Source organism: Cellulophaga sp. HaHaR_3_176, from assembly GCF_019021925.1.
Lineage (GTDB): Bacteria > Bacteroidota > Bacteroidia > Flavobacteriales > Flavobacteriaceae > Cellulophaga.
Genome location: NZ_CP058990.1, coordinates 2,835,250 through 2,849,668 on the forward strand (window position 1 = coordinate 2,835,250; position 14,419 = coordinate 2,849,668).

The 14,419-nt window shown below is 30.3% G+C and carries 15 protein-coding genes; 3 read left to right on the forward strand and 12 right to left on the reverse strand.

Annotation, left to right across the window (positions count from 1 at the left end; all coding sequences use genetic code 11):
- The first annotated feature begins 57 nt into the window (after positions 1 to 57).
- Positions 58 to 2,538, forward strand: a complete 2,481-nt coding sequence (locus H0I23_RS12535) for an ATP-binding protein (RefSeq protein ID WP_216783636.1) — start codon at positions 58 to 60, stop codon at positions 2,536 to 2,538.
- Here the strand turns inward: H0I23_RS12535 and H0I23_RS12540 are convergent.
- The 11 genes from H0I23_RS12540 to H0I23_RS12590 form a co-directional block, all read right to left on the reverse strand.
- The gene (locus tag H0I23_RS12540) at positions 2,513 to 3,877 is read right to left on the reverse strand and encodes a sigma-54 dependent transcriptional regulator (protein WP_216783637.1); all 1,365 of its coding nucleotides are present in this window, start codon (positions 3,875 to 3,877) and stop codon (positions 2,513 to 2,515) included. The two genes, H0I23_RS12535 and H0I23_RS12540, sit on opposite strands and share 26 nt — an antisense overlap.
- A 143-nt stretch (positions 3,878 to 4,020) precedes the next feature.
- On the reverse strand, positions 4,021 to 4,323 hold the full coding sequence (locus H0I23_RS12545) for a hypothetical protein (RefSeq protein WP_216783638.1): 303 nt from the start codon (positions 4,321 to 4,323) through the stop codon (positions 4,021 to 4,023).
- Between the two features lie 317 nt (positions 4,324 to 4,640).
- Complete coding sequence (locus tag H0I23_RS12550; protein WP_216783639.1) at positions 4,641 to 4,946, reverse strand: hypothetical protein; 306 nt, start codon at positions 4,944 to 4,946, stop codon at positions 4,641 to 4,643.
- A gap of 249 nt (positions 4,947 to 5,195) precedes the next feature.
- A complete protein-coding gene (locus H0I23_RS12555) occupies positions 5,196 to 5,501 on the reverse strand; it encodes a hypothetical protein (RefSeq protein ID WP_216783640.1) in 306 nt (101 codons plus the stop codon).
- A gap of 325 nt (positions 5,502 to 5,826) precedes the next feature.
- On the reverse strand, positions 5,827 to 6,132 hold the full coding sequence (locus H0I23_RS12560; protein WP_216783641.1) for a hypothetical protein: 306 nt from the start codon (positions 6,130 to 6,132) through the stop codon (positions 5,827 to 5,829).
- A 478-nt stretch (positions 6,133 to 6,610) separates the two neighbouring features.
- Positions 6,611 to 6,916: a hypothetical protein gene (locus H0I23_RS12565; RefSeq protein ID WP_216783642.1), complete on the reverse strand. Its 306-nt coding sequence runs from the start codon at positions 6,914 to 6,916 to the stop codon at positions 6,611 to 6,613.
- 191 nt (positions 6,917 to 7,107) lie between these two features.
- Entirely contained in the window at positions 7,108 to 8,655 is a 1,548-nt protein-coding gene (locus H0I23_RS12570; protein ID WP_216783643.1) for a DUF4301 family protein, read from the reverse strand.
- Positions 8,652 to 9,215: an AAA family ATPase gene (locus H0I23_RS12575; RefSeq protein ID WP_216783644.1), complete on the reverse strand. Its 564-nt coding sequence runs from the start codon at positions 9,213 to 9,215 to the stop codon at positions 8,652 to 8,654. The genes H0I23_RS12570 and H0I23_RS12575 overlap by 4 nt, the downstream gene beginning before the upstream one ends.
- Complete coding sequence (pnuC, locus tag H0I23_RS12580; protein ID WP_216783645.1) at positions 9,176 to 9,808, reverse strand: nicotinamide riboside transporter PnuC; 633 nt, start codon at positions 9,806 to 9,808, stop codon at positions 9,176 to 9,178. Before pnuC ends, H0I23_RS12575 begins: the two co-directional genes overlap by 40 nt.
- Entirely contained in the window at positions 9,792 to 10,052 is a 261-nt protein-coding gene (locus H0I23_RS12585; RefSeq protein WP_216783646.1) for a thiamine-binding protein, read from the reverse strand. The genes pnuC and H0I23_RS12585 overlap by 17 nt, the downstream gene beginning before the upstream one ends.
- A 16-nt stretch (positions 10,053 to 10,068) precedes the next feature.
- Complete coding sequence (locus H0I23_RS12590; protein ID WP_216783647.1) at positions 10,069 to 10,701, reverse strand: 4'-phosphopantetheinyl transferase superfamily protein; 633 nt, start codon at positions 10,699 to 10,701, stop codon at positions 10,069 to 10,071.
- A gap of 76 nt (positions 10,702 to 10,777) precedes the next feature.
- Between H0I23_RS12590 and ahcY the strand changes: the two genes are divergently transcribed.
- Together ahcY and H0I23_RS12600 are read left to right on the forward strand one after the other, a co-directional pair.
- Complete coding sequence (gene ahcY, locus H0I23_RS12595) at positions 10,778 to 12,094, forward strand: adenosylhomocysteinase (RefSeq protein ID WP_216783648.1); 1,317 nt, start codon at positions 10,778 to 10,780, stop codon at positions 12,092 to 12,094.
- A 77-nt stretch (positions 12,095 to 12,171) separates the two neighbouring features.
- The gene (locus tag H0I23_RS12600) at positions 12,172 to 13,275 is read left to right on the forward strand and encodes an SDR family oxidoreductase (RefSeq protein ID WP_216783649.1); all 1,104 of its coding nucleotides are present in this window, start codon (positions 12,172 to 12,174) and stop codon (positions 13,273 to 13,275) included.
- Positions 13,276 to 13,345: 70 nt separating this feature from the next.
- Here H0I23_RS12600 and H0I23_RS12605 read toward each other — a convergent pair whose 3' ends face one another.
- The gene (locus H0I23_RS12605) at positions 13,346 to 14,371 is read right to left on the reverse strand and encodes a phytase (RefSeq protein WP_216783650.1); all 1,026 of its coding nucleotides are present in this window, start codon (positions 14,369 to 14,371) and stop codon (positions 13,346 to 13,348) included.
- Positions 14,372 to 14,419 lie beyond the last annotated feature (48 nt).

Below are 14,419 nucleotides of genomic sequence, written 5' to 3' on the forward strand. Positions count from 1 at the left end.
ATTACACTGCCAACTATGTTTATAAAAAAAACGTAAGTATATTAGTAGCTATAATGTATGGAAAAGAATAAATCAAAAAATAAATTTACGCTTCGAATTATACTGAGTTACCTTATTTTAGGCGGCCTAGCATTAATTGCTGGTATTTTTATACTTGCAGAAGTAAAGAGCTACTTAGTTACAGACACATCAAGCAAAAACGATACAAAGCTTATTAGAACAGGCTCTTTGCTTACACAACTATATGAAGCGGAAAGCTTATCTAAATTAGCATTACAGACAAAAACTAAAGAAAATTTTACTGCTTATGCTCAAAAAATAGATTCTGTTTCTGTCGAAATAGACTCTTTAAAGCAAGTTATATTTAACCCTTATCAGACTAAATTATTAGATAGCGTTCAATATTTATTAAAACAGAAAACATATAACAACGAAGAATTAAGAAGACTTAAACTAAAGAATGATGCTAATAGTTCGCTTGACGCTGCCTTAAATAAATTCTTAAAGATGGAGGCTTCTTTTGAGAAAATATCCATCTATGATTTTAACCCAACTCCACAAAAATTACCTGAATACGAGCGTAAGGTTCTTGAAGATTGGGTTGCATTACTAAATGCGAATGTACCCAGCAATAATAAAACTAACCCCAACACAAAAAACATAGATTCTATTTTACAGGTTTCTAAAAAGATTTTAACAGAAGCAAAAAATAAAGACGCACTCACGCAACGCTCACTTGCAGAAAAAGAAATGGAAATCAATAAAAACGATCTTGATTTATCACAACAATTACGCAGAATTATTTCCGCCTTTGAACAAGAAGTAATAAATGCTACTTACAACGACAATCAAAAAAGAGAAGATATTTTAAACAGAAGTACGCGCTTGGCTGGTATTGCTGCTCTACTCGGCTTTATTGTGGTTGGTATATTTACTTTTCTAATAACTCGCGATTATTGGCGTGTACAAACATACCGTCAGAATTTAGAGGAGGAAAAAAAATACTCTGAATCTTTATTAAAAAGTAGAGAGCAATTGATATCGACTGTGAGTCACGATTTACGAACGCCATTAAACACCATTACAGGGTACTCTGAATTAATGGAAAACACTGGCCTTACGGGTAAACAGGTTGGTTATTTACGAAATGTAAAATCTGCAGCAAAGTATGTAGATAGTTTAGTAAATGACCTATTAGATTTTTCTAAGCTCGAAGCTGGAAAATTAAAGATTGAGAATATTCCGTTTATTTTATCTGATTTGATTGAAGAAACATCATCTAACCTTCAAGAAATTAATAAGAAAAAAAATATTGAACTTATTATTCAAATAGATGATAAGCTTGACCAAGCTGTAATTGGCGATCCGTTTAGAATAAGACAGGTATTAACTAATTTAATAAGCAATGCTTACAAATTTACCCACGAAGGGAGTATTAAGGTAATTGCCTCTGTAGAAATAGATCAACATAAAAAATACCAAACCAAAATAGCTGTTATAGATTCAGGAATAGGTATTGAAAAAGAAAAACAGCAACATATTTTTAAAGAATTTACGCAGGCAGATGATAGTACTGAAAAGAAATATGGTGGTTACGGATTAGGATTAACCATTTCAAAAAAACTTGCTGAATTATTAAACGGTTCTTTAAAATTAAAAAGTGAAAAAGATAAAGGGAGCACCTTTACTCTTCAAATTCCTTTAGCTGTTTCAGAAAACAAAACTATTATAAAAAAGAAAAAATTAGTTTCATTTATAAAACCAGGCTTATCAATTTTATTAATTGACGATGATACTGCTATGCTACGTTTACTGAAAGAAGTATGCGAAACACTACATATCGAAGCCATAAGTTTCTCTGATTTTAATGAGATTGACAAAACTAAAAATTTAAAATATGATGTAGTTTTAACGGATATACAAATGCCCACTATTGATGGCTTTGAGGTTTTAAAACATTTAAAAAGCGGCAATTATAAACATTATAAGAACCAGCCAATTTTAGCGATGACAGGCAGAAAAGATCTTAGCCAAGAAACGTATTATAAAGCCGGTTTTACAAGTACACTACAAAAGCCATTTTCTAAAGATATTTTCTTAGATGAGTTAAGTACATTGTTCCCCGAAAAGGCACTGAATGTTGAAAACAAAAGTAAAATTGTTACAAAAAATATAATTTCATCGCTTTATAGCTTAGATACTATATCTTCATTTTTAGGAGATAACGATGATGGTGTAAAGGACGTTATTAATACTTTTTTAATAGATACAGAAACTAACGTTACACAATTAAAAAACGCTACACGAACTAAAGATTTAAAAACGATAAATTCAGTTACTCACAGAATGCTACCAATGTTCAGACAGCTACAAGCAAACGAAATTATACCAACGCTTGAACAGTTTGAAACCTTAAAAGAAGATGAACTAACAGACAAAGAGATTAAGACAAAATTTAGAAAGGTTGAAAATAGTATTATAGCACTAAAACTAGCTTTAAATACTAATCAAATTATAAATCCAGATTATAATGGTTAATTTTATTATAAAGAGTTTTACGAGTTATTTGTAACAGTTTAGCCGCTTTAGATTTATTGAAATTTGTTTCTTTTAATGCTCTCAAAATTTGCTCTTTTTCATAGGCGTCTTTCGAGAAATTTTCTCCGACTACTTTTTTGCTAGGCTCAAAAAGCTCCTTAGGTAAAACAATCGTATCTATATAATCTCCATTTGTTAAAAGTACAGATCGTTTTATTACGTTTTGAAGTTCTCTTAAATTACCAGGCCAGTGGTATTTTCTAAATACAGCTTCGGTTTCGTCAGATAAGCCTAATACTTTTTTATCTAATGATTTGTTCGCTTTATCTAAAAAGAAGTCTGCAAATAAAATCAGGTCTTCTGAACGTTCTTGTAAAGAAGGTGTTTCAATCGAAAATTCATTTATTCGGTGATATAAATCTTCTCTGAAAGTACCTTTTTCTACAGCATCAATTAAATCTTCATTTGTAGCTGTAATTACGCGAACATCAACACTTATTTCTTTTGTACTACCTACACGTTTAATTTTTCTTTCTTGTAATGCTCTTAATAATTGTATTTGATTTTCGTAAGAAAGGTTTCCTATTTCATCTAAAAATAAGGTCCCTTTATTCGCAGCTTCAAAATGTCCAATTTTATCTTCAATTGCCCCTGTAAAACTACCTTTAACATGCCCAAAAAATTCGCTTGTAGCAATTTCTTTTGGTATAGCTCCACAATCTACTGCTATAAAATTAAAATCTTTTCTTTTACTATTATCATGTATTGCCTTAGCGGTAACTTCTTTTCCTGTTCCACTTTCACCTGTAATTAAAATTGACATATCAGTTGGCGCTACCAATTTGATATATTCGTTTAATTTTTTCGAAGCATCACTAATACCAGAAATAGATCCAGATTGAACCGCCTTGTTTTCTTCTTTATGGCTTTGCTTTTCTTTTACTGTAGGTGTTGATTTTAGCCCATCCAAAGAAGTGTTTTTTTGCTCTAAAGCATTGTTAATTACCATAACAATTTCCTCAGGAGTAAAAGGCTTAGATATATAATCGAAAGCCCCTTTTTTCATTGCATTTACAGCCGAGCTAACTTCTGCATAACCAGTCATAACAATAACTGGTGTTTTTGGGTTTATAGCCTTGATTTCTGATAATAACTGAATGCCGTCGTAATTCGGCAATCTTAAATCTGTTATTACTAAATCAAATGTATCATTTTTAAATTTCTTCTTTCCTTCTTCTGCATTGAAGCTTATGATAACTTCAAATTCTTTCTTCGTCAAAAACTTTTGTAACATTTGACAAAAAGCAGCATCGTCTTCAATAATTAGAATTTTCGGCATATAATTAGGTTGTACTATACTTACGCAAAGAAACTACTTTTAAGATTGCTTTCATACTTTAAAATTATCTTAAAAAAAAAGGGAGCGTAAAAACGCTCCCTTACAAACAAACCAACTTGATACAAATCAAAAAACTGGGTTTATTATAGTTCTATCCAATTTCCTTCTTCATCTGCGTAAACAGTACTTGCTGAACCATCTTCACTTGAAAGTTCTAATTTATACTGCATTTCTTCGTTTACGTATGCTTTATTAATTGTTGCTGTTCCAAAATCTTTTGCAACTGCTTCAACTACTGCTTGTGGCAAAGCTTCTGCCATTATTTCTGAGAAATTATCTTGAGTATCCTCAATAACTTCTGTTGATATCATTGCTATTTCGCTCTCTTGAGCAAATGCTGTTAAACCTACTAATGTAAATACTGATGCTAAAAATAACTTTTTCATGATATATATGTTTTAATGATTATTAGTATTAAACTTATTATACCTATAGAAAATATAATGCCGCTTGCTTAAAACAATACCAAATAAACATATAATGCTAAAAATCAACAACTTACAACAATTTAATGAAAAATGATTTTGTATAAATTTGGGTAAAGACGCTATGATGTGTGTAATAAAGAAACATAATTAAGAACTTTATTTCTTTTATTGCTCTATACTATTATTACCTTAAAAATAGTATACTAAAAAAGGTTGCCGAAGCAACCTTTTTTTAAATTGAACTAAGTCAATTATCTATTTTATAATTAAGTAATTTACATATTTAACCACTTACCATTTTTATCTACATATACAATATATGATGATGTACCACCTTCATTAAAAAGCTCTAGCTTATACTGCCCTTTCTCATTTACAGATGACTGAGTTATTATTGCTGCAGAATAATCTTTTGCAGTTGCTTTAAAAACTGCTTCTGGTAAATCTCCTGTCATAATTTCTTTAAAACCATCTTGAGAAGTTCCTACAACTTCAATCGGTTCAGCTTCAACCTCATTATCTTGAGCAAAGGTTACAAAGCTTGTTAATAAAAATACTGACGCTATGAATATTTTTTTCATAATATGTTTTTAAAAAATTGAATTTTAAGTATAAATTATAGCACTTGCATTATATAATAATTCCAGACTTAAGAGAATTTATACTTACAGTTTATAATTAATAAACGTTGATAACAGGTTTCTATTATCAACGTTTATTTTTTTGATTTATTTTTCTAAGAATTTTTTAATTTTTAAACGTAAAAAAGGTTGCCGAAGCAACCTTTTTTTATCAAACTAAACCAACTATCTAAATCTCAATTAAACAGGTTACATGTCTAACCAATTACCTTCTTTATCTGCATAAACAGTACCTGCTGTACCATCTTCTAAAGAAACCTCTAATTTATATTGCTCTTTATCATTTACATATGATTTATCGATACTTGCCGTAGGGTAGTTTTTACCTACTGCTGCAGTAACTGCTTCTGGCAATTGATCATTTGCTACTTCTGTAAAACTATCTTGAGTTGCTACTACTACTACTGTTTCAGTGTTCATTGCTGTATCACTCTCTTGAGCAAATGCTGTTAAACCTACAAATGTAAATACTGATGCTAAAATTACTTTTTTCATAATATATGTGTTTTGAAATGTTTATTAATATTAAACTTATTATATCTATTGAAAATATAATGCCAACTAAAAAAAAGAGCTTAAATAAATTATAAATAACTAATTATCAGTTGTTTAATATAATTTTGAAATATTTTAAACTGTGTAATGATGGGTAAAAGCGCCACAAATTGTGTAATTAATAAACGCTTAAAAATTCTTAATTCTTATTTTTTCATAATATGAAGAAGTAAAGAATAATCAATTATTTAAATTTTAAACGTAAAAAAGGTTGCCGAAGCAACCTTTTTTTATCAAACTAAACCAACTATCTCAATTAAACAGGTTACATGTCTAACCAATTACCTTCTTTATCTGCATAAACAGTACCTGCTGTACCATCTTCTAAAGAAACCTCTAATTTATATTGCTCTTTATCATTTACATATGATTTATCGATACTTGCCGTAGGGTAGTTTTTACCTACTGCTGCAGTAACTGCTTCTGGCAATTGATCATTTGCTACTTCTGTAAAACTATCTTGAGTTGCTTCTACTACTACTGTTTCAGTGTTCATTGCTGTATCACTCTCTTGAGCAAATGCTGTTAAACCTACAAATGTAAATACTGATGCTAAAATTACTTTTTTCATAATATATGTGTTTTAAAATGTTTATTAATATTAAACTTATTATATCTATTGAAAATATAATGCCAACTTAAAAAAAGAGCTTAAGCAAATCACAAACAACTAACTGTCAGTACTTTAAATGATATGGGGATTTTAGTACTATGTGTAAACTTGTGTATTAATTATGGGCTTTGTATACTAGGTAAACACTATTTTACACAATTAAAATATAACTGCGTTGCTTGATAAGAATACAGAAAACCTACAATGGTATTTTAAATAAACGATTTATCATTTGTCTAACACATGCAACTTAATTTTATGCCCGCCTATTTATAACTCTAACTACTTTTTAAACCTCCTGATAAGCTTCAATAAACGTTTCTACTCTCATCATAAAATATGAGATACGGTTTTTTTTGTAAAGTTCAAAAACAAAAAAAGGTTGCCGAAGCAACCTTTTTTTAAACCAAACTAACTAATCCTATCTAATACTATTTTACATATCTAACCAATTACCTTCTCCATCAGCATAAAGTTCTAATCCTTCTCCGCCTTCAACCGATACTTCTAATTTATATTCTGCCTCACCATTTACATGAGCTTTTTTAATCGTTGCTCCCGGAAAATCTTTTTCAAATGCTGCAGTAATAGCCTCTGGTAATGCTTCTATTTTAATTTCAGAAAAATCTTGTGCAAAAATTTCTTCCATTATACCGTCATGAAATATAGGTGCTGGTATTGCAGCATTCATTGATCCTAAACTTCCTATTGCAATTGCTGTTGCGTATACTAAATTTTTCATGTTGTTATATTTTAATTATTTGACATCTAATTTTGTTCCTGATTGATATATAGAAAGAATAGTGCCAAATAAAAAAAAACCTAAAAATCAAAATAAGTATTTGATTTTTAGGTTTTTACAATTAAAATTTAAAAACACAAAGTGTGTAAAATTGTATACTTAAACTATATATTGAGTAATATATGCACAGTTTATTCTGAAACTTGATGTGCAGGTTTTAATAAATCATTAACTGTTTTTACAGGATTAAAAGTTACTAGAGGCACCTCAACAAAAATAGTATTCCAAAAAGCCATTGCTCCGTTCCATAAACCAGGAAGCTCTAATGCTTTTAATTCTTTTCCATCTTTTGTTTTATCAGTAATAAAACCTTGTTTTTCATCGACAAAGTTTAATAAATTATATTTTTCTCCTTTATGATTTTTAACGCCACAAATTAAATCTACAGGGTTAAAATGAGTTGAATTGCTAAAAATCTCTTTTTGTTGCGAATTAGAAACATCGACTTGAGCAGATTCGATAATTTGCAATGAAATATTATCTTTTTTATCTTTTATCCAAAAAGGACCTCCACCTGGTTCTCCTTCATTTTTAACCATTCCACAGACACGAATAGGTCTATTTATTTTATCTTTTAAAATCTCTAATTGCTCTGCCTGTGAGTACCCTTTAAAGTGATCTGATATTTTTGCATTCAATTCATTTTCTAAAAATTCTTTAATTTCAGAAATTGATTGTGTATTCACATCTGATCCTTTTTCTAACAAAGCGGCATAACTAAATGCCTTTTGTTGAACCTTTAAAAGCAGACCTGCTAAAACTTTTTTACTATCCGAAACTTCGTTCAACAAATCAGAAGTAACTACGTTATCTATATTCTTGATAAAAATAACATCTGCATTTTGCTCGTTTAAATTTTCAATTAAAGCCCCATGCCCTCCTGGTCTAAACAAAAGCGAATCGTCTGAGTTTCTAAACAAACTATTATCCATATTTACAGCAATAGTATCCGTTTGCGGCTTTTGAAATGAGTAGCTTACATTAAAAGATGTGTTAGTTTGACTCGACACACGCTCTTTTACTTTGTCAAATTCTGCATTAAACATATCGCCATGCTGCTCAGAAATCGTAAAATGCAAATTAGCTTCGTTATTTGTGTTTGCATAAAGCGACGCTTCTTTTAAATGCTCTTCAAAAGGCGTTGATGCAAAATCTTTATAATTATGAAAAGGTAATAATCCTTTTGGGAAAAACCCGTAATTAAGTCCTTTTTCACTTAGCATTTCTTCAATAAACAAATACAACTCTTCTCCTTTAGTAGTAGCCTTACCTTTTATTCTTTTTTGAATAATTTCATAAAAAGGTAAACTTTTTAAGCCTTCGCTGAATGTTTTTATAGCCGAATCATTAGTTCTGCCCAAATAAGCCTCTAAAGTTTCTTTTTCAGAATTATACTTATCTAAAAAATTGAAAAATGCTTTAAACATTCTTGATGCTGCGCCGGAAGCTGGAACAAATTTCAATAAAGACTTATTTTCTTTATTGCTTTCAAAAAAGCTTATTAATTCTTGTTCTTCCTTTTTATCAAATTTTTCTATGCCTTGCCCTATAACAGCTGCACTTTCTAATTTAACGAAGGGAATACCTTCTTTAAAAGTTTCTATTTGATTTAAAACCTTTTTTTCTTCAATTCCTTTTGATGCTAATTGTTTTTTGTCTGTTTCTGAAAATTTAGTCATTTAGCTAGTAATTTATTTATGTGTTCAACAGCTGTTTTTAATCTCGTATTCTTATCTCCTTTTAAAAGTACATACTTCCGATTATATTTCTCTAAGGTTTCTTTAAAATACTCAAACATTCGTTCTCTTTCTAATGGCTTATCTCTTAAGTCATCTTCTTCCCAAGGAATATCTATATAAGTTAAGAAGTATAAATCGTATGTATTTTGTAATGCATGCTTTTCTAAAACAGGATCGCAATACCCTATATAATATGCTTCCGAATATACTTTGGTTTCCAGTAAATCGGTATCGCAAATCAAAATTTTATTTGCTCTTTTAGTAAGTTTATTTTCTAATCGTATTTGACCTTCTGCAATTGGCAATAAATCTTTTGGCTCACACGTTTTTTTTTCTTCGTTCCATTTATCTTGTAAATACTCTCGAGCATATTCAGGTGTCCAAACAGTGTTGTAATAATGTGCCAATTGGCCTGAAAGTGTTGTTTTACCAGTTGACTCAGGGCCAAACATAACTACCTTTATAATATCTGAGGGCTCTTGTTTATATTTTTCTTCCATGCAGAATAACCAAAAATTGCAATAATTGTAAATATTAAATATTGTAAACTTGTAAATGTAAAACCTTTATAAAAATATAGTGGAACCGAAATTATATCACCGACAATCCAATATAACCAATTTTCAACTTTTCGTTTAGCCATTAACCACATTCCAACAAAAAATATAGCAGTTGTTACAGTATCTATATAAGCCACCCAACTGGTCCATTTATCAAAAATTTGATATACTATAAATACGAATACTATTGTTATTAAAAATATGGCTATTGAAATCAGATGCTCTTTTCGTGTTGTTTTTGATATTTGAGTTATCTGTTCACCACCTTTTTTCCGTGTCCAAACATACCAACCATATATGCTCATTATAAAATAATAAGCATTAATCATCATATCACCAAGTAGCCCCCAAACAATTAATAAATAAACAAAAATTGATGTGCTTATCATCCCCGTAGGGTAAACTAAAATATTATTCTTTTTTGAAAAAAGCACAGATAACAAACCAAAAACAACAGCTATTATTTCTAATACTATATGGTAGGTTTCGTACGTTGAATATTGCTCAAATAGAAAATTAAAAATGGGGCTCATATTCGCTTCTGTCTGATTTTACTATTTTCATAAAAAGAACTCCATTATCCATCAACTCAAAAGCTTCTTTAATATCATTCTGAAGTACAGACATTACTTTATCATAATCTCCATAAACTTGAGTGCTTAAAGGGTTTTCTAAAACCGTTAAGCCTGATGCTCGTAATTTTTTTATAAAATTAATTATAACCTCTTCAAAAGTATCTTGTAATGGCGATAATGTAAGCTCAACAGAAATATTCATTTTCGATAAATTTATTTTATAATTTTATAGCATACACACAAGTATAACCTTCAAACTCTATATAATCAACAGAATAAGAAGAGTTTTTACCTTCATATAAAATTTCGGCAATACTTTCGCCTTCTTCTAAACCAAACTCTTTTACATCTATATGATGTAAAAAACTTAATCCTTTTTGAGAGTAAATCTTATAAAGTGATTCCTTAGCTCCCCAAACAACAGTAAGCTTTCTAATTATAGCATCAGAATTTGCTAAAGTTTTATACTCTTCAATTTGGGTGAATTTATGAGCGATTTTTAAAATCTTATCTCTTTGTAATTCAATATCAATACCAACCTCATCAGTACCCGCAACAATAATGCCTGTAAAAACATTAGAGTGAGTAATAGATATATGGTTACCATCTTTCAGAAAAGGTTTACCAAATTCGTTATAATATAAATCATGATCTACATAACCAGCTGTTGCTAATAAATGTCGAATACTTAAAAATCCTTTTCTGTGTTGTTCAGATTTCATACCCGACATACGTTTTTCGCATACATCAGTTAATATAATTCCATCTGCAAGTTCGTCCTCATTCTCCGTTATCTTCCAGATATAAACGGTAATGCTAGGTGTTACTGTTATTGTTTTGTAAAGAGGCATGGCTTTAGTACCTTTGTAGCCACTAATTTATAGTGGCTATAATTGCTATTTAACGAAAGTAAAAATAAAAAAGGATATGAGCACTAAAACAGTTTCCTATGTACCTAATAAGGTAAAAGATATTTCTCTTGCAGATTGGGGAAGAAAAGAAATAAACTTAGCTGAGGCTGAAATGCCAGGCTTAATGTCATTAAGAGAAGAATATGGTGACGAGCAACCTTTAAAAGGCGCTCGTATTGCTGGTTGTTTACACATGACTATTCAAACAGCTGTACTTATTGAAACTTTAGTTGCCTTAGGAGCTGAAGTTACTTGGAGTTCTTGTAATATATTCTCTACCCAAGATCAAGCTGCTGCTGCAATTGCTGCTGCAGGAGTACCCGTTTATGCTTGGAAAGGTATGAATGAAGAAGAATTTGACTGGTGTATTGAACAAACGTTATTCTTCGGTGAAGATCGCAAGCCATTAAACATGATTTTAGATGATGGTGGTGATTTAACAAATATGGTTTTAGACAAATACCCTGAACTTGCAAAAGGTATTAAAGGTTTATCTGAAGAAACTACAACTGGAGTACACAGATTGTACGAGAGAGTTAAAAATGGTACACTACCAATGCCTGCCATTAACGTAAACGATTCAGTTACAAAATCTAAATTCGATAACAAATATGGTTGTCGTGAGAGTGCTGTAGATGCTATCAGAAGAGCTACAGATACAATGTTAGCTGGTAAAAGAGTTGTAGTTGCTGGTTATGGTGATGTTGGTAAAGGTACTGCTGCTTCTTTTAAAGGTGCCGGCTCTATCGTAACCGTTACTGAAATTGATCCTATTTGTGCTTTACAAGCTGCAATGGATGGTTTTGAAGTTAAAAAATTAGAAACTGTTGTTGGTAATGCTGATATTGTAATTACTACTACTGGTAACAAAGATATTATCCGTGCTGAGCATTTTCAAGCAATGAAAGATAAAGTTATCGTTTGTAACATTGGACATTTCGATAATGAAATTGATATGGCATGGTTAAACAAAAACTATGGCAATACTAAAGATGAAATTAAACCTCAAGTAGATAAGTATACTATTGATGGTGTAGACATCGTTTTACTTGCTGAAGGTCGTTTAGTAAACTTAGGTTGTGCAACTGGCCACCCTAGTTTTGTAATGAGTAATTCATTTACAAACCAAACTTTAGCACAAATTGAACTTTGGAAGCATAGCGATAAATATAAAAACGAAGTTTATATGCTACCTAAGCACCTTGATGAAAAAGTTGCTAAATTACACTTAGCTCGATTGGGAGTTGAATTAACAGAATTGAAAGATTACCAAGCGGAATATATTGGTGTAACTGTTGACGGCCCATTTAAGCCAGAATATTACAGGTACTAATTAAAATAAATATTTTAATCTAAAATCCTTATTTGAGTAATACAAGTAAGGGTTTTAGTTTTTACAACAAACAATTAATGAATATACTTTTAACTGGAGCTACTGGAACCTTAGGTTCAAGAGTTTTATTTTCACTTTTAGAGCAACGTTTCGATACTATAGAAAAGCTCTACCTTCCCGTTCGTAAAAGAACAATTACTTCTCCAGAAGATCGTATTAAAAATGTAATTTCAAGTGAATTTGCTACCGATTTTATTAAAGAAAATCTAATTGAGATTTTTAATAAAATAAAAGTTATTGATGCTGATGATTTACTAAATCCTGATTCTTTCTTAGAAAATAATAAAGTAGATTATTTCATTCATTCTGCTGGCTTTGTAAACTTATCTACAGACCCAAATGCAAAACAAGAAATTTTCAAAGAAAACTTACAGTTTACAAAAGACATTTTCAATGCCTTTTACAAGCACATTGTAAAGTTCGTTTATATAAGTACAGCTTTTGCCGCTGGCAATATTGGCGGAACAATAGATAATGATTACACGGTTATTGAAACCGAAGATTATAGAAACCATTATGAAGCATCAAAGCATGCTTCTGAGAAGTTTTTGCTTAAAGCAGGAAAAGAAAAAAATATTCCTATTCAAATATTAAGACCTAGCGTACTTGGTGGAAATATAAATGAAAGCCCCAATTACTTTATATCGAAGTACATGGTTTTTTATCTGTTTGCTAAATTTTTTAATAATAATAATTCTGATGATGCTATTAGAATTACAAGTAACATAGATACCGGCTTAAACATTATTCCAACAGATTATGCCGCACAAGTAATCGCTAAAGTTATTTCTTCTGATATTGAACAATTAAATATTGTACACTCAAAAGAAACAAATATGATAAAAGGTATTTCTAAAATTTTGAATGTAGTTGAATTTTCTAACTTTACTTTTACTGATGAATTAATTAATTCATCAACTGGCTTTTCTTCAAAACTAGAGCAGTTTTACTACGAAACAATTGGCGTGCATTTACACCCATACATGACATCAAAACCTAATGAATGGGACACCAAATTATTAGAAAGCATATTACCGATACCAACATATAATTTAGAAGATTATTTATCTGAAACTGTTGCATTTGCAAAAGACAAAAACTTCAGAAATCAGAAATGGTAATCCTTTTTAAATCAAAAAAAACCTCTAATATTTATTTATTAGAGGGTTTTACTTTTTAACTTATTGTAGCTTACTCTTTCTCCGCTAAGCCTAATACGTCTAAATCGTAGAAGTAAAAATTTTTCTCATCATTCATAGCTACAAAAAGGCCACTTTTAAAAGTTGAATTCAAAGGCATTGTTACCACATCGCAACCATCCGTTTCAAGGGTTGATAAGTTCACCGCTTTTACAAACTCATTTGTTGTTCTAGAAAATACATTAAACTGCCCTTTTTGTTGATCAGAAACAATTATATAACCCTCTCCATTATCATATCTAGCAATTGCAATACCTTCTATGTCTGACTTAAAATAATCACCACCGAAACAACTAATTTCTTCATTTCCCATTTCTGGCTCTGCATAATATTTTCTTATACAATGTTGCTCATCAGAATAATAAACAAATCCCAGTTCGTGATCTACTGCTATGGCTTCAATTTCTTTTTTACCACTAAAATTTCCAAACTTTCTAACCAACTCAACTTGAACATTACCAGAAGTATTTGTCACTAATTTATACTGATATAAATATTTTTCCAGAGGACCTGCTTTACGACCTACAATCGCATAAATAGCTCCATCTTTTGGAGACTTATATAAACTAATTCCCATCGGAAATTGAAATTCAGCATTTGCTTCATCAGTAAAAACAGGAAAACCACCATTATCTAAAGGTTTCATATCAGGTACCGAAAACAACCTTATTTGTTTCTTTTCACGCTCCGTAAACATTAAAACATCTACCGTCGTAGAATCATTTAATTGAAAGCCATATGCAAGATCTACGTTATTTGGTCTTTTTATATTTCTAATGGTTTTACTTTCCATTACCTTCCCATCTAAATCAAATGCATAAATAGCACCATTAGTTTCTTTATCAGTACCGAAAACAATACTTTTTGATGCATCTGTAGGATTCACCCAAATTGCAGGGTCGTCGGTATCATTTAACGTAAACTCCGTAATAACTGATGGACTTATAGCTGGCAAACTATTAATCTTACAAGATGAAATTATTAAGCTTGTTAATGAGTATATAAATATTTTTTTCATGACATAAATTTTATAATAAAGACTAGTTCTTAAAAACAATCTTCACTT